Below are 21,307 nucleotides of genomic sequence, written 5' to 3'. Positions count from 1 at the left end.
TCGAGGAGGTGGGTGAAACGTGGCGCAGGAGGGTGGTGGTGACCCGCGGCCGGCGCGGTCGCGGGCGCGACTGCTCGAGGCGGCGACCGCGTTGCTGCGCGCGGGGGGACCGAGTGCGGTCACCATCGACGCCGTCACCCGCCGGGCCGACGTCGCGCGCGCGACCCTCTACCGGCATTTCCCCAGTGCGAATGACCTTGTGGCGGCGGCGTTCACCAGCCTGATCCCCCCGCCGCCGATGCCGCCGGAGAGCGGCAGTCTGCGGGACCGGCTGCTCGCGGTCGTGTCCGGCTGGGCGGAGTCGATCGCCGAGGCGCCCACGACCCTGACCGCCATGGCGTGGTTGTCGCTGGGGCCGGACATGGGGGAACTGCCCGACGCCGGGCGGGCCCGCGGCGCGAGTCCGCAGGTGCTCTCGCTGCGTGAGCGGATCGCCGAACAGTATTCGGCCCCGTTCGACGCGGTGTTCGGCGGCCGGTCGGCCGCAGAGGAACTCCGCCCGGTGGACCGGCCCACCGCCTTCGCGTTGCTGATCGGGCCGCTGGCCTTCGGCCGGATCAGCACGCTGACCGACTTCGACTACCGGACCGTGGCCACCGCCGCGGTGGACGGTTTCCTGGCGGTGTTCGCCCGCGAGGTCAGCGGATCGAGTACCGAATCGGGAGGTGCTTGAGTCCACCGACGAACGTGGTGGCCGACAGCTCGGGCCGTCCGGCGAACTCGATGGACTCCAGCCGCGGGACCAGCTCGGTGAAGAAGCTGTTCATCTCCATCCGGGCCAGTGCGGCGCCCAGGCAGAAGTGCACGCCGTAGCCGAAGGCCAGGTGCTTGTTCGGGTCGCGGCCGACATCGAAGCGGTAGGGATCGGCGAAGACGTCCTCGTCCCGGTTGGCCGACACGTAGGCCAGATAGACGGAGTCGCCCTCGGCGATCGGGACTCCGCGGATCTCGGTGTCGGCGGTCGCGGTGCGCATGAACTCCTTGACCGGGGTGGCCCACCGGATCATCTCCTCGACCGCGGTTCCCATCAGGCCCATGTCACCGCGCAACCGGTCGAGCTGATCGGGGTTGTCGATCAGCGCGTGCAGCCCTCCCGAGATCGCGTCCTTGGTGGTGTCGTGACCGGCGCTGGCCACGATCACGTAGTACGACACGGTGTCCATGTCGGACAGCGGCTCGCCGTTGATGGTGCCGTTGGCGATCGCCGAGGCGAGGTCGCCGGTGGGGTTCTCCCGTCGCGAGGCCGTCAGCGCGGAGAAGTAGGTGAAGAAGTCCATGAGCACCGCGAGCAGATCCTCGGTGGTGCCTTCGCCCCGCTTGTGTTCGGTGTCGTCACCGCCGAACATCTCCTGGGTGAGCTTGAGCATGCGCGGGAAGTCCTCTTCGGGCATGCCGAGCAGCGATAGGATCACATACAGCGGGTAGTTCACGGCGACCTCGGTGACGAAGTCGCACTCGGGTCCGATCTCCCGCATCCGGTCGACGTAGCGTCTGGCCAGCTCGTCGACTCGAACCTTCAAGTCGCGCATGGCTTTCGGGCGGAACCAGTCGGCGCCGATCTTGCGTACGTCGCGGTGGTGCGGGTCGTCCATGTGGATCAGCGTGCGCAGCCCGATCCCGGCGTCCTGCTGCTGCTTCATCACGTCGTCGCCCTCGGCGGGCATGAGCAGGGGGCGCGGGCCGCTGATGAACAGTTCGTTGTCCCGCTCCACCGCCATGATGTCGGCGTGCTTGGTGATCGCCCAGAACGGCCGGTAGGGCTCGTGGTCCACCCACGCCACCGGGCGGTGGGCCCGCAGATGCGCCAGCGCCGGATGGAGCCGGTCGTCGTCGGCGTAGGCGGTCGGATCGGCCAGGACCGTCGTGGCCTCCTTGGTCTTCGAGTCCATATTCAGATCCGGTGCCGATGTGCTCATGGGTCTCCTCGTCGGGGCTGTGACGAACTTGACGGGTGTCAACTGGGCCAGTGTATGTGACGGGGGCCACGTCGCGAAAGAGCCCGACGACTCCGTCACCGCTAGGCTTTCGAAGATGCTGATGCGCGCCTCGGTCCCCGGCCGCATCGGGTCCGTCCTCGCGGTGCTGGTGCTGGCCGCGGCGGGCTGTTCCTCGGCCCCGGCCGAGCGCCCGACTCCGACGGACCCCGCCGTCGTCCACACCGAGGCCGGTGCTCTGCGCGGGGTCAGTGCCGACGACCACCGCTTGTTCGCCGGTATCCCGTACGCGGCGCCCCCGATCGGGCCGCTGCGGTTCCAGCCGCCGCGGCCCGCGCCGCCGTGGGACGGGGTGCGCGACGCCACCCACTACGGGCCACGCTGCCTGCAGGACCTCAGTGGCGATCTCGAGCTGGGCCGCCAGACCGATGAGGACTGCCTGAACCTCAACGTCTGGACGCCGGCCTCCGACACCGTCGAGAAACGTCCGGTGATGGTGTGGATCCACGGCGGCGCCTTCGTCAACGGCAGCGGCCGGATCTATGACGCGCGCCGGCTCGTCGCCCGCGGTGACATCATCGTCGTCACGATCAACTACCGCCTCGGGGCGCTCGGGTTCCTTGCCCATCCCGCGTTGGGCCCGCCCGGCGAGGTGGGCAACTACGGGCTCGCCGATCAGCAGGCCGCGCTGCGCTGGGTGCGCGACAACATCGACACCTTCGGCGGAGACCCCGACCGGGTCACGGTGGCGGGGGAGTCGGCGGGGGGCATGTCGGTGTGTGATCACCTGGTCGCGCCGGCCTCGCAGAACCTGTTCTCGGCCGCGGCCATCATGAGCGCCCCCTGTCAGGCGCAGGCCGCGCTGCCCGTCGCCGAGGCCCGCAGCACCGACTACGCCGCCGGGTTGGGGTGCGCCGACAACAGCTCGGCGGCGGCGTGTCTGCGGAGCCTGCCCGCCGACCGGCTGCGGGAGCCGGTGTGGTTCTACCGCATCGGTGACGACGAACTCACCGGTCCGGTGACCGACACCGCGGCGCTGCCGGACGACCCCGTGGCCGCGATCGCCTCCGGACGCGCTGCGCGGGTGCCGGTGCTCATCGGGACCACCCGCGACGAATTCACGCTGTTCGTCGGGTTGCAATACCTGCGCGAGAACCGGACCTACACCGATGCCGACTACCCGGAGCTGCTGGCGGACACCTTCGGCGCCGATGCGTCGGCGGTCGCCGAGCGGTACCCGCTCAGCGCGTTCTCCAGCGTGGCGCTGGCCTATGCGGCGAGTGTCACCGACGGGATGTTCGCCTGCGTCGGTGACCGGCTGGCCCAGGACCTCGCCCGCGCCCAGAGCGTCTACTTCTACGAGTTCAACGATCGAGGCGCCCCGGCTCCGGAGCCGCTGCGCACGCTGCCGTTCCCGGTCGGCGCGAGCCACTCGCTGGAGTTGCGCTATCTGTTCGACATCGGGGGTGCCCCACCCCTCGACGCCGCCCAACAGCGGCTGGCCGACCAGATGATCGACTACTGGTCGGCGTTCGTGAAGACCGGCGCACCTGTCGCCGCGGGCCAGCCGGACTGGCCGCAGGTCGACGCCGGGGTGATGTCGCTGCAGCCCGATGGCAGCCGCATGGTCGACGACTTCGCCCGGGTTCACCAGTGCCCGTTCTGGGCGGGTCTGCGGTGAGGTGACGGCCTGCGACGCCCATCGCGGGGCTTGGGTAGGCTGACGGCCGGTTTTGCGCACGTCGGGCCCATGCTCGGCGGCCGGACCGGGGATTTGGATCAACCCCCCGGTCTGAGGCATACTGTTCGGGTTGCCTTGAGCCGGAACGTGCCGTCACGGACGTCCGGGTGCGGGCATGCGACCGGCGCCCTAGCGGGCGCATCCGGTTTCCACCTCGTTCGCGACGATTCCGACGCAGACGAGTGTGCGCGAGGGTGACACACCCGACCGCGGGGGCCGGTGGACCACAGACAGAAAAACAGCGGCGGCACAGCCAGGCCCGACAGGGCTGCCAACGGCGAGGCCCGTGTGAGTAGTGAGGTAGGAGAAGCGTGGCGGGACAGAAGATCCGCATCAGGCTCAAGGCCTACGACCATGAGGCCATTGATGCCTCAGCGCGCAAGATCGTCGAGACGGTCACCCGGACGGGCGCCAGCGTGGTCGGTCCGGTGCCGCTGCCGACCGAGAAGAACGTGTATTGCGTCATCCGGTCCCCGCACAAGTACAAGGACTCGCGGGAGCACTTCGAGATGCGCACCCACAAGCGGTTGATCGACATCCTCGACCCGACGCCGAAGACCGTTGACGCGCTGATGCGGATCGATCTGCCGGCCAGCGTCGACGTCAACATCCAGTAGAAGCCCCCAGGAGAACGAACAGAAATGGCTCGTAAAGGAATTCTGGGCACCAAGCTGGGCATGACGCAGGTGTTCGACGAGAACAACAAGGTCGTGCCGGTGACGGTCGTGAAGGCCGGGCCCAACGTCGTCACGCGCATCCGCACCCCGGAGCGCGACGGATACAGCGCCGTGCAGCTCGCCTACGGCGAGATCAGCCCGCGCAAGGTGATCAAGCCCGTGTCCGGGCAGTACGCCGCCGCGGGTGTCAACCCGCGCCGTCACCTCGCCGAGCTGCGTCTCGACAGTGAAGACGCGGCAGCCGCCTACGAGGTCGGTCAGGAGCTGACCGCCGAGATCTTCGCCGACGGCAACTACGTCGACGTGACCGGCACCAGCAAGGGCAAGGGCTTCGCCGGCACCATGAAGCGTCACGGCTTCCGCGGCCAGGGCGCCAGCCACGGTGCCCAGGCAGTGCACCGCCGGCCCGGCTCGATCGGTGGCTGCGCCACCCCGGGCCGCGTGTTCAAGGGCACCCGCATGTCGGGGCACATGGGTAATGACCGCGTCACGACCCAGAACCTGAAGGTGCACAAGGTCGACGCCGAGAACGGCGTGCTGTTGATCAAGGGCGCCATCCCCGGACGCAACGGTGGGCTGGTCGTCGTCCGCACCGCAGTCAAGCGAGGCGAGAAGTAATGACACTCAAGATTGATGTGAACACACCGGCCGGCAAGAAGGACGGCAGCGTGGAGCTCCCCGGTGAGCTCTTCGACGTCGAGCCGAACGTCGCGCTGATGCACCAGGTGGTCACGGCTCAGCTGGCCGCCGCACGTCAGGGCACCCACTCGACGAAGACCCGCGGTGAGGTCTCCGGCGGCGGCAAGAAGCCGTACCGGCAGAAGGGCACCGGTCGCGCCCGCCAGGGTTCGACCCGCGCGCCCCAGTACACCGGTGGCGGCACCGTGCACGGCCCGAAGCCGCGCGACTACAGCCAGCGCACCCCGAAGAAGATGATCGCCGCTGCGCTGCGCAGCGCACTGTCGGACCGGGCGCGCAACGACCGCATCCACGCCGTCACCGAGCTGGTGGAGGGGCAGACGCCGTCGACGAAGAGCGCCAAGGCGTTCCTGTCGACCCTGACCGACCGCAGGCAGGTGCTGGTCGTCATCGGCCGCGCCGACGAGACCAGCACGCTGTCGGTGCGCAATCTGCCCGGCGTGCATGTGATCTCGCCCGATCAGCTGAACACCTACGACGTCCTCAAGGCCGACGACGTGGTCTTCAGCGTGGAGGCGCTCAACGCTTACATCGAGGCGAACAACAAGTCGGAGGTGTCTGCCTGATGGCGACCGTGACCGATCCCCGCGACATCATCCTGTCCCCGGTGATCTCGGAGAAGTCCTACGGGCTCATCGAGGACAACGTGTACACGTTCATCGTGGCGCCGGACTCGAACAAGACCCAGATCAAGATCGCGATCGAGAAGATCTTCAAGGTCAAGGTCGAGTCGGTGAACACCGCCAACCGCCAGGGCAAGCGCAAGCGCACCCGCACCGGGTACGGCAAGCGCAAGGACACCAAGCGCGCCATCGTGACGCTGGCCGCGGGTAGCAAGCCCATCGACCTGTTCGGAGCACCGGCCTGACGCCGGGAGGGATAAACAGACATGGCTATTCGTAAGTACAAGCCGACGACCCCCGGTCGCCGCGGTGCCAGCGTCTCCGATTTCGCCGAGATCACTCGCGATCATCCGGAGAAGTCGCTGGTGCGCCCGCTGCACGGCAAGGGCGGTCGCAACGCGCACGGCCGCATCACCACCCGGCACAAGGGTGGCGGCCACAAGCGTGCCTACCGGGTGATCGACTTCCGTCGCCACGACAAGGACGGCGTCAACGCCAAGGTCGCTCACATCGAGTACGACCCGAACCGCACGGCGAACATCGCACTGCTGCATTACCTGGACGGCGAGAAGCGCTACATCATCGCGCCGTCCGGCATCAAGCAGGGTGACACCATCGAGTCGGGCGCCAATGCCGACATCAAGCCCGGCAACAACCTGCCGCTGCGCAACATCCCGGCCGGCACGGTGATCCACGCGGTCGAGCTGCGGCCCGGTGGTGGCGCCAAGATGGCCCGCTCGGCCGGCGCCAGCATCCAGCTGCTCGGCAAGGAGGGCAGCTACGCGTCGCTGCGTATGCCCAGCGGTGAGATCCGCCGCGTCGACGTGCGCTGCCGCGCCACCGTCGGTGAGGTCGGCAACGCCGAGCAGGCGAACATCAACTGGGGCAAGGCCGGCCGCATGCGGTGGAAGGGCAAGCGCCCCACGGTCCGTGGTGTCGTGATGAACCCGGTCGACCACCCGCACGGTGGTGGCGAGGGCAAGACCTCCGGCGGCCGTCACCCGGTCAGCCCGTGGGGCAAGCCCGAGGGCCGCACCCGCAAGCCCAACAAGCCGAGCGACAAGCTCATCGTCCGACGCCGGCGCACCGGCAAGAAGCGCTAGGCCGGGAAGGAAACCGAGAGCGATGCCACGCAGCCTGAAGAAGGGCCCGTTCGTCGATGACCATCTGCTGAAGAAGGTCGACGTGCAGAACGAGAAGAACACCAAGCAGGTCATCAAGACCTGGTCCCGTCGGTCGACCATCATCCCTGACTTCATCGGGCACACCTTCGCCGTCCACGACGGTCGCAAGCACGTCCCGGTATTCGTCACCGAGGCGATGGTCGGGCACAAGCTCGGCGAGTTCGCCCCGACGCGGACCTTCAAGGGTCACATCAAGGACGACCGGAAGTCGAAGAGGCGCTAGGAATGACCACAGCCATCGAATATCCGTCCGCGACCGCCAAAGCGCGGTTCGTGCGCGTGTCCGCCACCAAGGCGCGCCGCGTCATCGACCTGGTCCGCGGCAAGAGCGTCGAGGAAGCCCTCGACATCCTGCGGTGGGCGCCGCAGTCCGCGAGCGAGCCGGTCGCCAAGGTGATCGCCAGCGCCGCGGCCAACGCGCAGAACAACGACGGCCTGGACCCCACGACGCTGGTCGTCGCCACGATCCACGCCGACGAGGGCCCGACGGCCAAGCGCATCCGGCCGCGCGCGCAGGGGCGTGCGTACCGAATCCGCAAGCGCACCAGCCACATCACGGTGATCGTCGAGAGCCGTCCGCCCAAGCAGGCCGGCAAGCAGGGCGCCTCGGCCAGTGCCTCGCGCGCCCGCCGCGCCCAGGCCAGCAAGGCGGCCTCCAGCAAGGCGGCACCGAAGGCCGAGACGAAGACCACAGATGCTTCGAGCGAAGCGAAGGAGGGCTCGGAGTAGTGGGCCAGAAGATCAATCCGCACGGCTTCCGCCTCGGTATCACCACCGACTGGAAGTCGCGCTGGTACGCAGACAAGCAGTACGCCGACTACATCAAGGAAGATGTGGCGATCCGCAAGCTGCTGGCCACCGGCCTGGAGCGGGCCGGCATCGCCGACGTGGAGATCGAGCGGACCCGCGACCGGGTGCGCGTCGACATCCACACCGCGCGTCCGGGCATCGTGATCGGCCGCCGCGGCACCGAGGCCGACCGTATCCGCGCCGACCTGGAGAAGCTGACCAAAAAGCAGGTTCAGCTCAACATCCTCGAGGTCAAGAACCCCGAGAGCCAGGCGCAGCTGGTGGCCCAGGGTGTTGCCGAGCAGCTGAGTAACCGCGTGGCGTTCCGCCGTGCGATGCGCAAGGCCATCCAGTCGGCGATGCGCCAGCCCAACGTCAAGGGCATCCGCGTGCAGTGCTCGGGTCGTCTCGGCGGCGCCGAGATGAGCCGCTCGGAGTTCTACCGCGAGGGTCGGGTGCCGCTGCACACGCTGCGTGCGGACATCGACTACGGCCTCTACGAGGCCAAGACCACCTTCGGCCGCATCGGCGTGAAGGTGTGGATCTACAAGGGCGACATCGTCGGCGGCAAGCGCGAGCTGACCGCCGCCGCACCTGCCGCGGACCGTCCGCGCCGGGAGCGTCCCGCCGGCCGTCCGCGCCGCAGTGGCGCGTCGGGCACGACGGCGACGAGCACCGACGCCGGCCGCGCCGCGTCGGGTGAAGCCCCCGCCACCCCCGAGGCCGCGGGCACCGAAGCGCCGGCAGCCGAGGCCACGACGCAGAATTCAGGGAGCTGAGCATGCTTATCCCTCGTAAGGTCAAGCACCGCAAGCAACATCACCCGCGCCAGCGGGGCATCGCCAGCGGCGGCACCTCGGTCAGCTTCGGTGACTACGGCATCCAGGCTCTGGAGCACGCCTACATCACCAACCGGCAGATCGAGTCCGCGCGTATCGCGATCAACCGGCACATCAAGCGTGGCGGCAAGGTGTGGATCAACATCTTCCCGGACCGCCCGCTGACCAAGAAGCCGGCCGAAACCCGAATGGGCTCCGGCAAGGGCTCGCCGGAATGGTGGGTCGCCAACGTCAAGCCCGGGCGCGTGCTGTTCGAGCTGAGTTACCCCAATGAGCAGATCGCCCGCGAGGCGCTGACCCGCGCGATCCACAAGTTGCCGATCAAGGCACGCATCGTCACCAGAGAGGAGCAGTTCTGATGGCAGTCGGAACCACGCCCGGCGAACTGCGCGAGCTCAGCGACGACGAACTGACCGACAAGCTGCGGGAATCCAAGGAAGAGCTGTTCAACCTGCGCTTCCAGATGGCCACCGGTCAGCTTGCCAACAACCGCAGGTTGCGCACGGTCCGTCAGGAGATCGCGCGCGTCTACACCATCCTGCGCGAACGTGAATTGGGTCTGGCCGCCGGACCCGGAGGTGAGGACTCGTAATGGCTGAAGCAAACACGAAGGGGCCGGCCAAGACGCCCCGCACCGAGAAGCCGCGCGGCCGCCGCAAGACCGCGATCGGTTACGTCGTCAGCGACAAGATGCAGAAGACCATCGTGGTCGAGCTCGAAGACCGCAAGATGCATCCGCTGTACGGCAAGATCATCCGGACCACCAAGAAGGTCAAGGCCCACGACGAGAACGGCGACGCCGGCGTCGGCGACCGCGTCTCGCTGATGGAGACCCGGCCCACCTCGGCCACCAAGCGCTGGCGCCTGGTGCAGATCCTCGAGAAGGCCAAGTAGGTCCGAGGTAGATCCGAGCGTATCCGACGCTCACCGCGCAGCCCCCGCACGCCTGATGGCGGCGGGGGCTTCTGCGTGCGCGCACGACCCTGACCACTGTGTCACGATCGTGGTTTTCGGATTTGCGTGAGCATCATTGGCATTACGCTGACCTGCGATGAGGGGGAATGTCGGGACAGCAGTGCGATTGCTCGCCGCGGTGACGCTGACAGCGTTGCTGATCTCGCCGGTGGCTATGAGCCAGCCGCCGGGAGACGGCGGGGTGTCTGCAGCGCCCACGTTGCCGCTCGTGCAGCTCGGAGCGCCTGCTGATCTGGCGTTTTACGGTATCCAGGGCACCGAAACCCTGACGATCCCGGTGCCGTCGGGCCTCGCGCCGGTCGCGTTGAACGTGACCACGCAACTGCCCGTGAATGTGCAGAGCGCAACCGTGACCGTCATGCAGGAGGACCGCACCCTCTCCCGCGTCGACATCCCGCCGGGTGAGCGTGTGCCGGTGTCCATTCCGCTCGCCGGGGCCGAGATCGTCGACAACGCGGTCACCGTCATCCTGCGCAGCTACCTGCTGCCGGTGCCGGGATACTGCCTGGATCCGACGAACCCGCTGCGGTTCTCCGACGGAGCCGTGGCGTTCGCCGGGGTGGAGATCGCACCCACGGTGGTGGCCGACTTCCTGCCGCCGGTGTTGCGCCAGCTGACGATCTTCGTCAGTGCCGAACCGTCGCAGGCGGAATCGGATGCCACGGTTCGTCTGGCCACTGCCATCGCCGCACAGTTCGGATCACAGGCGCCCGACATCATCGTCGTGCCCCTGCCCGACCGGCAGAGCGCGCCGCCGGGGCCGTCCGCGCCGCTGCAACGCCAGATCCTGATCAGGGAGGGACCCGACGTCGGGGTGTCCCTGCTGCCCACCGACGGGGTGCCCGCGCTGATCATCGAGGGGCCACCGGACGCGCTGGCCAACCAGAGCCGGCTGCTGGCCAGCGACGTCAACCGGTTGGCGCTCGCGTCCAAAGCGGTGGCGGGCCCGTTGAACTCGACGCCGCAGCTGCCCGGCGACCAGACCACGCTGCGTCGGCTCGGGCAGCCGGGCGTCAACGCGGTGGCGCTGTCACCTCAGGTGAACATCGGCCTGGACCAGACCCGCCTGGGCAGGTCGGCGCACGGCATCAGGGTGCACCTGCAGGGCTCGTACACACCGCTGCCCGAATCGATCGGCGGTCAGCTGGTCGCCTCCATCGCGGGGGAGACGATCGACCGCTGGCCCGCCGACTCGTCCGGTGCGATCGACCGCTGGGTCGACGTGCCCGACAGGCTGCTGCAGCGCTACACCAACCTGGGGTTGCGCCTGGACATCAGCGGAGACACCGGCCGCTGCGGTGAGTTCCAGCCGCTGACGCTGACCATCGACGGTGAGAGCCCGGTGCTGAGCAGCCCCGCCGACCCCCCGGTGCCCGGTGGCTTCCAGTCGATGCCGCAGTCGCTGATGCCCCGCACCGTGGTCGGCCTCGGCGGGGGGTTCGACGACCTGCGCCGCGCCACCGACATCATGGTCGGGCTGCAGCGACTCTCGGCGCTGCCGATCGACACCAGCGTCATGCCGCTCGGCGACGCCGTCGCCGATTCGGCGCCGGCGCTGTTGGTCAGCGCCGAACGCTGGACCGACGACACCGTCGCGCTGCCGATCGAGCCAGGCGCCGACGGTGAGTTGACGGTGCAGCGCGCCGGCGAACCGGGGGAGACCACCACGCTCACGCTGGATCCGGCGCTGCGGTTCGGTTCTCTGCAGACGGTGTACGACGACGGGCGCAGCATGCTGGTCGCGACGTCGAACGACGCCCCCGAGCAGGTCGACGCGCTACTGAGCTGGCTCGGCGAGAATGTCCAGCGCTGGTCGAGTCTGGACGGGACGGCGGTGATCGCCACCGCCGACCGCCAGCCCGTGGTGTACGGCGCCGACCAGGCCGAGGAGCAGGACACCGACGCACCGTCGGCCCCCGACGCGGGCCTGCCGTGGTGGGCGTGGGCGGCGATCGCGCTCGCGGCAGTGTCGGTGGTGCTCGCGGTGGTGGTGATCGTGGCGCGTGCACGACGGAAATCGCCGACGTCATGACCGCCGGCCCGGCCACTGCCGAGGACGGCGCCGCAGCCGATGTCTCGTTCGCGCAGCGGTATTACGACCTGCACCCGGTCTACCGGTTGGTCCTGCGCTGGGCGTTCATCATCGTGACGACCGCCGTGGCGTTCCACCAGAGCCTGCTGAGCCTGGTCGAGGTCACCCGGAACGGCAGTCTGGGCGGGTTCGTGTGGACCGTGCCCGTCGCGGCAGTCCTGGTGGCGTTCGCCGTCGCGCGTCGCAGGCGCACCGAGCTGCCCATCCACGACCGTCAGACCGACATCATCGTCGGCCTGATGGCGATGGGCGTGGGAATCTTGATCCAGTGGGTGCTGCTGCCGCGGTACGACCTGTACTTCCTGCTGCTTCGACTGGACCTGGTCGCGATGTGGTTGTTCGTGACGTCGGCCGCGGTGCTGCTGTTCGGCCTGCGCCCGGTCATCCGGTTCGCGTGGGTGTGGGGCATGCTGCTGATGGTTTTCCCGCTGCCCTACTACCTGGCCGTGTTGACCTTCGGTGGCGGCAAGACCAGTGCGGGCGCGGCGACACTGCTGATCTCCGGGGTGGGCGCCGGTATCGCGATGGGACGGACGTACCGCCGCGGGTTCATCGCCTCCGTCGCCGCCTGGGTGATCGGATTCGCCCTGCTCGCCGTCATCACGATCTTCCTGCACGACGCCCCGCTGCTGGTGTACCAGCAGGTGCCTGCGCTGGCCGCCCTGTGCGCGGTGGGTGCAGCGGGCTACCTCCACGCCCGCCGCGGCCAGCCCAAGAGGGTGCTCGAACGCAAGGTCGAACCCATTGCCGCCAAACAGGTGTGGGCCGGCATCCCGCTGGTCCTGGTGTGCACTCTGGCCCTGGCACAGTTCCAGCTTCCGACCACCGACGGCGAAGCTCCCGCTCCGCGGTCCAGCCCTTATCCGCTACGGCAGGAACTGCCGATGGTGGCTCCGCTGGGATGGACCACCCAGAGCACTCAGAAGTTCCCGGTGTCGCGGATGTTCGGCCCCGGCGCCGTGCTGGTGCGCCAGCGGATCACCGCCGACGTCGGTGATCCCCGCTGGGACAAGTTCTCCCGGCCCCGTACCCTCGTCGTGGACAGCACGGTCAGCCCCCGGCCTTACGCGTTTCGCACCTTCCCAACCCGGGTGCTCTACGGCCTCACGGCCGCCCGGATCAGTGATCCGGACGACGTCAAACTGAGCGAGGACGTGACAGGCCACATGATCTCGGTGGTCGACGACAAGTTGCTGGTGACCTGGAACTCGCTCGAGTTCGTCTGGGGCGACGACCAACTCGCCCAGCGGGTGACGGTGTTCGCGGTCGACAATCACGAACCCGGCGCGCCGTTTCCCGAGCCGACGCAGAGCCTGCTGCCGTCCATCTCGACGCTGCTGACCCTGCTGTTCCGCGGCAACGACGTCCTGTTCCAGGAGGATCCCACCTGGAAGGACGCCGCGTTGCTCACGACATTCGGCCGGGCGTTGATCGCCGCGCAGACGGGTTCACCGGCGTGAGCGCGCCGACCGAGGAGCCCGACGCCGCGGAACTGACACCGGCACAGCGCCATGCGCTGCACCGGGCGATCGAGGGCCTGCGCGAAGACGATCCGGTGCGCTCGGCGGCGGTGGCGGTGGTGGGCTGGCAGCGGGTGCTGCTGTGGTCGGCGCTGCTCATCACGATCGTCTGCGCGGTGAAGTGGTCGATGGCCACCGCGGTGGTACTGGTCGGGGTGAGCACCGTCGCGTACCTGCTGACGATGACCGACCGGGTCCTGATCTTCCGGCAGGGCCTGCGCTCGCGGCCCATCGGCATCTCCGACGAGGCGGCCCGGGCGATCCCCGACGAGGATCTGCCGCCGTACACGATTCTGGTTCCCGCCTACAACGAGCCCGAAGTGGTGGGTGACCTCATCGGCGCGATGGCCGCCCTGGAATACCCCCGCGACAAGCTCCAGGTGCTGCTGCTGCTCGAAGCCGACGACGACCTCACCATCGCTGCCGCCCGCGCCTGCGCGGAGTCCGAGGCGATCACCCTGTGTCTGGTCCCGCCCGCGCACCCGCGCACCAAACCCAAGGCGTGCAACTACGGTCTGCATTTCGCGTCCGGGGAGATCGTCACGATCTACGACGCCGAGGATCTGCCCGAACCGCTGCAGTTGCGCCGCGTGGTGGCCGCCTTCCGGTCACTGCCCGACAATGTGGCGTGCGTGCAGGCGAAGCTGGTGTACCACAACGGGCATCAGAACATCCTCACCGCGTGGTTCACCGCGGAATACGGGCTGTGGTTCGGGTATCTGCTGCCCGGGATGATGGTGTCGACCTCTCCGATCCCGTTGGGCGGCACGTCGAATCATCTGCGTCGCGAGGTCCTCGACGAGATCGGCGCGTGGGATCCGTTCAACGTCACCGAGGACGCCGACCTCGGCCTGCGGATCGCCTCGAGCGGATACCACACCGCCGTGATCGACTCGTACACACTCGAGGAGGCCAACAGCGACCCGATCAACTGGGTGCGGCAGCGCTCGCGCTGGTACAAGGGCTATCTGCAGACCTGGCTGGTCCAGATCCGCCGGCCCGTGCGGCTGTACAAGACCGTCGGGTTCCGCAGCTTCCTGCGGTTCAACCTCGTGCTGGGTGGCACCCCGATCGTGTCGGTGCTCAACCTGGTGTTCTGGCTCATCACCGTGCTGTGGTTCCTGGGGCAGCCGAAGGTGGTCGAGGAGGTCTTCCCGCCCTACATCTACTTCCCCGCGTTGGTGGCCCTGGTGCTCGGCAACGCCGCGACGATCATGATGAACCTGATCGCGCTGCGCGAGGACGACCGCAGCGATCTGCTGCTCGCCGCCATCACGGTGCCGGTCTTCTGGGTGATGATGAGTGTTGCGGCCGCCAAGGGCCTGTACCAGATGATCCGTAATCCGTCCTACTGGGAGAAGACCTTTCACGGCCTGGCGGACAAGCCGGCTGAACATCCGGCCGACACCCAGAAGCCCGACAGTCGAAAAGCCGGGGCGCCATGACCCGGCGGCGCCTGCTGGTCATGGTCTTCTTCGCAGCGTTCGTCCTCTACGGCGCGGTGGGCTACTGGCTGCAGGTGCGGCACGGCTTCATCCTGGGTGACGCGCTGTCGCGCGTGACGGCGGCGCAGTCGGTGCTGTTCAGCCGGGACCCGCACCTGGCCGCCATCGGTTTCATCTTCACGCCGCTGACCGCGATGGTGCAGATACCGTTCCTGACATTGAGCCCGATCTGGCCCGACATCGCCGAACGCGCCTTCTCGGGCACGCTGATGTCGGCGCTGTTCATGGCCGGCGCGGTCGTCCAGATCGCCGGAATGGGCCTGGACCGGGGGCTGCCGCGCTGCTACACGCTGGCCGTCACCGCCGCATTCGCGCTCAACCCGATGATCGTGTTCTACGGCGCCAACGGGATGAGCGAGGCGCCGTTCATCTTCTTCATGTCGTGGGCGGTCCGCAGGCTGATCATGTGGATGGTCGACGACGATGTGCACCACCTCGTGACCGCGGGCGGTATCGCGATGGGATTGGCCTACCTGACCCGCTACGACGCGGTGGCCTGTGTCGCGGCAGCGGGCGTACTGGTCGGTGTCACCACCTACCGCCGCGCCGCGCCGCCGCCCCGGGTCCGGCGGGCACTGCTCGACGTCATCCTGGTCAGCGGGCCGGGGCTGGCCACCTTCCTCGGCTGGGCCGCGATCAGCTGGTTGATCACCGGGGAGGCGTTCGCGCAGTTCACCTCTCAGTACGGCAACGCCGCGATCCTGGAGCAGTCCGGGGCATCCGCACCCTCGTTCGGCGGCGGGCTGCTGTTCGCCCTCGCCTGCATCACGCTGCTGGCGCCCACCCTGGTGCCCATCGCCATGTGGGGCGTGGCGCGCCGATGGGACACCCCGAACTGGCAGGTGATGCTGGTGCCGCTGGGCATCTACGGCGCCGCGCTGGCCTTCCAGGCCTACAGCTACGCGTCAGGGTCGACCTTTCCGTTCCTGCGGTTCTACATCATCGCCATACCGCTGACCGCCTGCCTGGCGATGCTGGCCGTCCCGGACGGGGTGCTCGTCGAGGCGCGGCGCCGGGGCCGCTACGCGCCGCCGCGCGTCGAGGCGCAGCCCCCTCGGCGCCGCGGGTGGCCGACTTACGCCCCGGTGGCCCTGCTGTTCGCGGTCACCGTGCCGGTCACGGCGTGGGGGATGGGCATGCCCCGGTACGCGCCGCAGGAGTACGCGCTCGGCGCGGTGTTGTCGCCGGACCCGGACAACGTGACCGAACGCAAGGCGCTCGAACACCGCATCGCCGCGACGTTCTCGACCGAGCGCACGATCGCCGACTATCTCGACAGCCTCGATCTGCCCGATTCGTCGGTGATCACCGATACGGTCTACGGGTTCGCGGTGCTGGCGGCGTCGGAGAACCCCAACACGTTCGTCATCCCGTCGGACGGCGACTTCACCGAACGACTCAACGACCCGGCCGCCGGGGGAATCCGCTACCTGCTGGCGGTGCCCAACGAAGGGCGGGGCGTCTCCGATGCCCTGAATCTGCGCTACCCCACCCTCTACGAGACCGGTGCCGACATCGCCACTCTGGAACTGGAGATCCCCAACGACGGCGACAGTCAGCCCGATTGGCGGCTCTACCGGGTCAACGAACCCGCGGTGACGGACTAGCGAGGAATCAGCCGACCTCGCCATTCGAGCCGGTGTAGTGTCTGCCGCGAGCAGGGCTGACGCGGCACCACCGACAGGGACGGGGCGTTATGGCGACGGAGTTCAACGGCAGGATCGAACTGGACATCCGGGATTCCGAACCGGATTGGGGCCCCTACGCGCCGCCCACCGCGCCGCCCGACGCCCCCAACGTGCTCTATCTCGTCTGGGACGACGTGGGTATCGCGACCTGGGACTGCTTCGGTGGGCTGGTCGACATGCCGGCCATGCGCCGCATCGCCGAACGCGGAGTCCGGCTTTCGCAGTTCCACACCACCGCCCTGTGCTCGCCCACGCGTGCCTCACTGCTGACCGGACGCAACGCCACCACGGTCGGCATGGCGATCGTCGAAGAGTTCACCGAGGGTTTCCCCGGCATCAACGGCCGCATTCCCCCTGACACCGCCCTGATCTCGGAGGTGCTCGCCGAACGCGGCTACAGCACGTCCTGTGTCGGAAAATGGCATCTGACGCCGCTGGAAGAGTCCAATCTCGCTGCCACCCGCCGACACTGGCCACTCTCCCGCGGCTTCGACCGGTTCTACGGGTTCATGGGCGGCGAGACCGACCAGTGGTACCCGGAACTGGTCTACGACGGGCATCCGGTCGAGGCGCCCGCCACGCCGGAGGAGGGTTACCACTTCTCCAAGGACATGGCCGACCGGACCATCGAATTCATCCGTGATTCGACGATGATCGCATCGGACAAACCCTGGTTCTCCTACGTCTGCCCGGGCGCCGGACATGCCCCCCATCATGTGTTCACCGAGTGGGCGGACCGCTACGCCGGCACCTTCGACATGGGTTACGAACAGTACCGAGAGATCGTGCTGGAGAACCAGAAGCGGCTCGGCATCGTCGCGCCGGACACCGAGCTCTCCCCGGTCAACCCGTACAGGGATGTCACCGGCCCGGACGGGCAACCCTGGCCCGAGCAGGACACGGTGCGTCCGTGGGATGAGCTCAGCGAGGACGAGAAGAAGCTGTTCGCCCGCATGGCCGAGGTGTTCGCCGGTTTCCTGTCCTACACCGATGCGCAGATCGGCCGCATCCTGGACTATCTCGAGGAGTCCGGTCAGCTCGACAACACCATCATCGTCGTGATCAGTGACAACGGCGCCAGCGGTGAGGGCGGGCCGAACGGATCCGTCAACGAGGGCAAGTTCTTCAACGGCTACATCGACACCGTCGAGGACAGCATGCGCTTCTTCGACGAACTGGGCGGCCCCACGACCTACGGGCACTACCCGATCGGGTGGGCGATGGCGTTCAACACCCCCTACAAGCTGTACAAGCGCTACGCCTCGCACGAGGGCGGGATCGCCGATGCCGCGATCATCTCCTGGCCCGCAGGTATTTCCGCGCACGGAGAGATCCGCGACAACTACGTCAACGTCTGCGACATCACCCCGACGGTGTACGACCTGCTCGGGATCGTGGCGCCGGCCACCGTGAAAGGCATTCCGCAGAAACCGTTGGACGGCGTCAGCTTCAAAGTGGCCCTGGCTGATCCGGACGCACCCACGGGAAAGGAGACCCAGTTCTACACGATGCTGGGCACCCGGGGCATCTGGCACCGGGGCTGGTTCGCCAGCGCCGTGCACCCCGCCGCGCCGTCGGGGTGGTCGCATTTCGACCAGGATCGCTGGGAGCTCTTCCATCTCGACGTCGACCGCAGCCAGTGCCACGACCTGGCCGCCGAATACCCCGACAAGCTCGCCGAACTGCAGGCGCTGTGGTTGTCGGAAGCCGAGAAGTACAACGGCATCCCGCTGTCCGATCTGGGTGTGTTCGAGATGATCAGCCGGTGGCGGCCCTCGCTGGCCGGCGACCGGACGAGCTACGTCTACTACCCGCACACCGCCCCGGTCGCGGTCGGCGGCTGCGTCAACATCGCGGGCCGGTCGTTCTCGGTGCTGGCCGACGTGACCGTCGACAGCGGGGACGTGCGCGGCGTGCTGTTCAAACAGGGTGCGGGACATGGTGGTTACGTGCTCTACGTCGACGAGGGCCGACTGCAGTTCGTGTACAACTTCTTCGGCGAGGAGGAACAGCACGTCGGCGCGGACGACCCGCTGCCCGCGGGCGCCCACGTCGTCGGGGTCGGCTTCGCGCGCACCGGCACGGTGGAGGGCAGCCACACCCCGGTCGGGGACGTCACGCTGTATGTCGACGGCGCGGCGGTGGCTTCCCGCACCGGCGTCAAGGCCCACCCGGTGATGTTCGGCCTCGCCGGCGGCGGGGTCAGCGTGGGCCGCAATGCGGGGCAACCGGTGTCGACGGCCTACCGGGCGCCCTTCGAGTTCACCGGCGGCACGATCGGCCGGATCGTCGTCGACGTCTCGGGCGCGCCCTACCTCGACGCCGAGCGTGAGCTCGGCCGGGCCTTCGCCAGGGACTGACGGTGCCGCGCCGCCTCGCCGTCGTCGTACTGCTCGTCGCGCTGGCCGGGTCGGCGTGCACGCGCAGCAGCGACGGCGTGCCGGTGGCCGCCCCCGGCGCGCAGCAGAGCACCAGCACCACCACCGCGACGACGGGGCGCGACGAGCCCGCACCCGGGGTGGTGCCGACCCCGGGGCCGTCGGCCGGCCCGGAGCCGCTCTGCGCGCCGGCGTCCCTGCCGCCGGTGCGCACGGTCGCCCTGGTGGCCGATCCGGACGCGCCGACGGCCACGGTGGCCGTGCCGGACGGATGGTCGATGTCCGGCGGCAACGGCGACGTCGGTGCCGAACTCAACGGCCCGGCGGGCATGCGGGCGGTGGTCACGATCGCTGCGACCGACGCCGACGCGGAGACGGCCTTCCGCGAGTACGCCGACCAACTCACCGCCGACAGCTCCATCACCACGCTCAGCGTGCTGCCGGGAGAGCTGTGCGGACTGTCCGGGCAGACGCTGCTCGGCATCCTGTCCGACGGCACGCAGACCGTCCAGTACCGCGACCGCATCGTGCACGTCCCGACCGGCGGGCGTGACTACCTGATCGCCGTGCACGTCACGGCACCGTCCGACGCGCCCGGATTCGACGAGCCGGCGGCGCTGCTGACCGACGACTTCGAGATCGGCCTACCCTGAACCGCATGCTCACCGACCTCGTCGACATCGACGGCGGTACGTTCCGGATGGGTTCGACCCGCTTCTACCCCGAAGAGGCGCCCACCCACACCGTCAGCGTCGCCCCGTTCGCGATCGAGCGCCATCCGGTGACCAACGCGCAGTTCGCCGAATTCGTCGGCGACACCGGCTATCGGACCGTCGCCGAACTCGCGCCCGACCCGGCGCTGTTCCCCGGCGCCGCCGCCGAGGATCTGGTGCCCGGAGCGCTGGTCTTCCGCCCTACGACCGGGCCGGTCGATCTGCGCGACTGGCGTCAATGGTGGCAGTGGGTTCCCGGCGCGGACTGGCGGCACCCCTTCGGACCGGGCAGCGCCGTCGACGCCGTCGCGGACCGGCCCGAGCACCCGGTGGTGCAGGTCTGTTACGCCGACGCCGCCGCCTACGCACGCTGGGCCGGCCGGCGCTTGCCGACCGAAGCGGAATGGGAGTTCGCGGCGCGCGGCGGATCGACGTCGACCTACCCCTGGGGTGAGGAACCCGCGCCCGGCGGCCAGGTGATGGCCAACACCTGGCAGGGTCGATTCCCGTACCGCAACGACGGTGCCCTCGGCTGGGCGGGCACCTCGCCGGTCGGCACCTTTCCGCCGAACGGCTACGGGCTGGTCGACATGATCGGCAACGTGTGGGAGTGGACGACGACCCGGTTCAGCGGCCACCACGAGATGGGTGGCGGCACTCAGACCTGCTGTCCGGCAACGGGTCCCGATCCCACACTGGTGCAGGCGCTCAAGGGTGGATCGCATCTGTGCGCGCCGGAGTACTGCCACCGGTACCGGCCGTCGGCACGTTCACCGCAATCCCAGGACAGCGCGACCACCCACATCGGTTTCCGCTGCGTCACCGGCGCGTAGGTTGGTGTGATGGTTGACGCGGTCGCCGATCTCGGGGCGCAGAAGTTCGTGTCGTTGACGACGTACAAGCGCAGCGGTGAGGCCGTCGCGACACCGATGTGGGTGGCGGAGCAGGACGGTCGGCTCGCGTTCTGGACGCCGTCGGACAGCTGGAAGGTCAAGCGCGCCCGCCGCGACCCCAGGGTGTCGATCGCCCCGTGCAGCCGCACAGGTTCCGTGCCGGCCGGCGCACCCCGGGTCGGTGGCCACGCGGAGGTGCTCGACGACGACGCCGACGTGCGCCGCGTGCGGGCCGCGATCAAGCGCAAGTACGGCCTGGTGTTCCACGTGGTCACCGTCGTCGAACGGGTGATGCGACGCGGCCGCGAGGAGCGCACCGCGCTGCTGGTGACCCTGGACTGACGGGTCAACCGGTGGCGGTCAGTGTCGCGCGCGGCGACAGCCGCAGGTGCCCCAGCCATGCGGTGCCCGCCGTGAGCGCTGCGGCCAGACCGAACGGCACCGCGACGTGGATCCGCAGCAGCAGGGCGCCCACCAGGGCGCCGGCGAAGATCGCCACGATCGCCCCGAGCCGGCGGTTGAACACCGCACCCCGTCCGCCGCGCGACCACGTCTCGCCCGCCAGCGACGCCAGCGTCGACGTGACGACCACCGTCGTCATGTCGGTGACCGCGACCGCTCGCGCGGCGACGGCCTGCTGACCCATCACCGCTGCCGTCGTCGCGGCGAGCACCACCTTGAGCAGCGGCCCCGCCTCGGACCCGGTGAACGCCGCGACGACGGTCAGCACCGTCAGCGCGAGTGCGCCGACCGAGAGCAGCACCGTCACCCGGTGATGCCAGCCCGGCGGGTCCAGTGAACGAGGCTTGCGCAGCACCAGCCCGGCCACCCACGCCGCCGCGGTGAACGCGACGAGCGCGACCGCCGGGCCCAACACCGGCAGCTCGTCGGCCCCGGCGACACCCATTCCGAGGATCACGATGTTGCCGGTCATGTTGCCGGTGAACACCCGGTCCAGGGCCAGGAAGCCGACCGCGTCGACCACCCCGGTGACGAAGGTCAACGACATGGTCGCCGCCAGGGCGAGACGGTCGCGGTCCGGTACAGCGAGCATCGT

23 protein-coding genes are annotated in these 21,307 nt (G+C 68.9%); 21 read left to right on the top strand and 2 right to left on the bottom strand.

The genetic code is table 11. The features are described 5' to 3' along the window. Window positions 1-19: 19 nt before the first annotated feature. Window positions 20-673, top strand: coding sequence for a TetR/AcrR family transcriptional regulator (locus tag J3476_RS05150; protein ID WP_207065439.1), 654 nt, complete (start codon window positions 20-22; stop codon window positions 671-673). Here J3476_RS05150 and J3476_RS05145 read toward each other — a convergent pair. Beyond that, window positions 639-1,916 (bottom strand): cytochrome P450, encoded by a 1,278-nt coding sequence (locus tag J3476_RS05145; RefSeq protein WP_207065438.1) that lies wholly within the window; start codon window positions 1,914-1,916, stop codon window positions 639-641. The genes J3476_RS05150 and J3476_RS05145 overlap by 35 nt on opposite strands. 121 nt (window positions 1,917-2,037) lie before the next feature. Between J3476_RS05145 and J3476_RS05140 the strand changes: the two genes are divergently transcribed. The 20 genes from J3476_RS05140 to J3476_RS05045 all read left to right on the top strand — a co-directional run bounded on the left by J3476_RS05140 (window position 2,038) and on the right by J3476_RS05045 (window position 20,592). Continuing rightward, on the top strand, window positions 2,038-3,615 hold the full coding sequence (locus J3476_RS05140; RefSeq protein WP_207065465.1) for a carboxylesterase/lipase family protein: 1,578 nt from the start codon (window positions 2,038-2,040) through the stop codon (window positions 3,613-3,615). A gap of 371 nt (window positions 3,616-3,986) precedes the next feature. Next, a complete protein-coding gene (gene rpsJ / locus J3476_RS05135; RefSeq protein WP_003883485.1) occupies window positions 3,987-4,292 on the top strand; it encodes a 30S ribosomal protein S10 in 306 nt (101 codons plus the stop codon). Window positions 4,293-4,316: 24 nt separating this feature from the next. After that, entirely contained in the window at window positions 4,317-4,970 is a 654-nt protein-coding gene (rplC, locus tag J3476_RS05130; RefSeq protein WP_207065437.1) for a 50S ribosomal protein L3, read from the top strand. Next, complete coding sequence (gene rplD / locus J3476_RS05125) at window positions 4,970-5,617, top strand: 50S ribosomal protein L4 (RefSeq protein ID WP_152515695.1); 648 nt, start codon at window positions 4,970-4,972, stop codon at window positions 5,615-5,617. The genes rplC and rplD overlap by 1 nt, the downstream gene beginning before the upstream one ends. Then, window positions 5,617-5,919, top strand: a complete 303-nt coding sequence (rplW, locus tag J3476_RS05120) for a 50S ribosomal protein L23 (RefSeq protein ID WP_152515696.1) — start codon at window positions 5,617-5,619, stop codon at window positions 5,917-5,919. The genes rplD and rplW overlap by 1 nt, the downstream gene beginning before the upstream one ends. A 21-nt stretch (window positions 5,920-5,940) precedes the next feature. After that, window positions 5,941-6,777, top strand: a complete 837-nt coding sequence (rplB, locus tag J3476_RS05115; protein WP_207065436.1) for a 50S ribosomal protein L2 — start codon at window positions 5,941-5,943, stop codon at window positions 6,775-6,777. 22 nt (window positions 6,778-6,799) lie between these two features. Further along, the gene (gene rpsS / locus J3476_RS05110) at window positions 6,800-7,081 is read left to right on the top strand and encodes a 30S ribosomal protein S19 (RefSeq protein ID WP_003892827.1); all 282 of its coding nucleotides are present in this window, start codon (window positions 6,800-6,802) and stop codon (window positions 7,079-7,081) included. A 2-nt stretch (window positions 7,082-7,083) separates the two neighbouring features. Further along, window positions 7,084-7,587, top strand: a complete 504-nt coding sequence (rplV, locus tag J3476_RS05105; RefSeq protein WP_207065435.1) for a 50S ribosomal protein L22 — start codon at window positions 7,084-7,086, stop codon at window positions 7,585-7,587. Further along, entirely contained in the window at window positions 7,587-8,426 is an 840-nt protein-coding gene (rpsC, locus tag J3476_RS05100) for a 30S ribosomal protein S3 (protein ID WP_207065434.1), read from the top strand. Before rplV ends, rpsC begins: the two co-directional genes overlap by 1 nt. Before the next feature lie 2 nt (window positions 8,427-8,428). Beyond that, window positions 8,429-8,845: a 50S ribosomal protein L16 gene (gene rplP / locus J3476_RS05095; RefSeq protein WP_036343514.1), complete on the top strand. Its 417-nt coding sequence runs from the start codon at window positions 8,429-8,431 to the stop codon at window positions 8,843-8,845. Then, window positions 8,845-9,078 (top strand): 50S ribosomal protein L29, encoded by a 234-nt coding sequence (gene rpmC, locus J3476_RS05090; protein ID WP_152515700.1) that lies wholly within the window; start codon window positions 8,845-8,847, stop codon window positions 9,076-9,078. Before rplP ends, rpmC begins: the two co-directional genes overlap by 1 nt. Beyond that, on the top strand, window positions 9,078-9,380 hold the full coding sequence (rpsQ, locus tag J3476_RS05085; protein WP_152515701.1) for a 30S ribosomal protein S17: 303 nt from the start codon (window positions 9,078-9,080) through the stop codon (window positions 9,378-9,380). The genes rpmC and rpsQ overlap by 1 nt, the downstream gene beginning before the upstream one ends. Before the next feature lie 157 nt (window positions 9,381-9,537). Then, complete coding sequence (locus J3476_RS05080) at window positions 9,538-11,493, top strand: hypothetical protein (RefSeq protein ID WP_286182618.1); 1,956 nt, start codon at window positions 9,538-9,540, stop codon at window positions 11,491-11,493. Next, a complete protein-coding gene (locus J3476_RS05075; RefSeq protein WP_207065433.1) occupies window positions 11,490-13,013 on the top strand; it encodes a hypothetical protein in 1,524 nt (507 codons plus the stop codon). The genes J3476_RS05080 and J3476_RS05075 overlap by 4 nt, the downstream gene beginning before the upstream one ends. Then, window positions 13,010-14,518: a glycosyltransferase gene (locus tag J3476_RS05070; protein ID WP_207065432.1), complete on the top strand. Its 1,509-nt coding sequence runs from the start codon at window positions 13,010-13,012 to the stop codon at window positions 14,516-14,518. Before J3476_RS05075 ends, J3476_RS05070 begins: the two co-directional genes overlap by 4 nt. Beyond that, window positions 14,515-16,185 (top strand): ABC transporter, encoded by a 1,671-nt coding sequence (locus tag J3476_RS05065; protein ID WP_207065431.1) that lies wholly within the window; start codon window positions 14,515-14,517, stop codon window positions 16,183-16,185. Before J3476_RS05070 ends, J3476_RS05065 begins: the two co-directional genes overlap by 4 nt. Window positions 16,186-16,274: 89 nt before the next feature. Then, window positions 16,275-18,626, top strand: coding sequence for an arylsulfatase (locus J3476_RS05060; RefSeq protein WP_207065430.1), 2,352 nt, complete (start codon window positions 16,275-16,277; stop codon window positions 18,624-18,626). 2 nt (window positions 18,627-18,628) lie between these two features. Beyond that, window positions 18,629-19,297 (top strand): hypothetical protein, encoded by a 669-nt coding sequence (locus J3476_RS05055; protein WP_207065429.1) that lies wholly within the window; start codon window positions 18,629-18,631, stop codon window positions 19,295-19,297. Between the two features lie 5 nt (window positions 19,298-19,302). Further along, entirely contained in the window at window positions 19,303-20,190 is an 888-nt protein-coding gene (locus J3476_RS05050; RefSeq protein WP_207065428.1) for a formylglycine-generating enzyme family protein, read from the top strand. A 9-nt stretch (window positions 20,191-20,199) separates the two neighbouring features. Beyond that, window positions 20,200-20,592 carry a PPOX class F420-dependent oxidoreductase gene (locus tag J3476_RS05045; protein ID WP_207065427.1) on the top strand — a complete coding sequence of 131 codons (393 nt, stop codon included), beginning with the start codon at window positions 20,200-20,202 and terminating at the stop codon, window positions 20,590-20,592. A 4-nt stretch (window positions 20,593-20,596) separates the two neighbouring features. On the opposite strand, the gene J3476_RS05040 is transcribed toward J3476_RS05045, so the two are convergent. Beyond that, complete coding sequence (locus tag J3476_RS05040; RefSeq protein WP_207065426.1) at window positions 20,597-21,304, bottom strand: YoaK family protein; 708 nt, start codon at window positions 21,302-21,304, stop codon at window positions 20,597-20,599. Window positions 21,305-21,307: the final 3 nt, after the last annotated feature.

It is taken from the genome of Mycobacterium sp. PO1 (genome assembly GCF_017312405.1).
GTDB lineage: Bacteria > Actinomycetota > Actinomycetes > Mycobacteriales > Mycobacteriaceae > Mycobacterium.
Note: the sequence above shows the minus strand (reverse complement) of the source record. Positions and strands in the feature narration are given on the sequence as shown.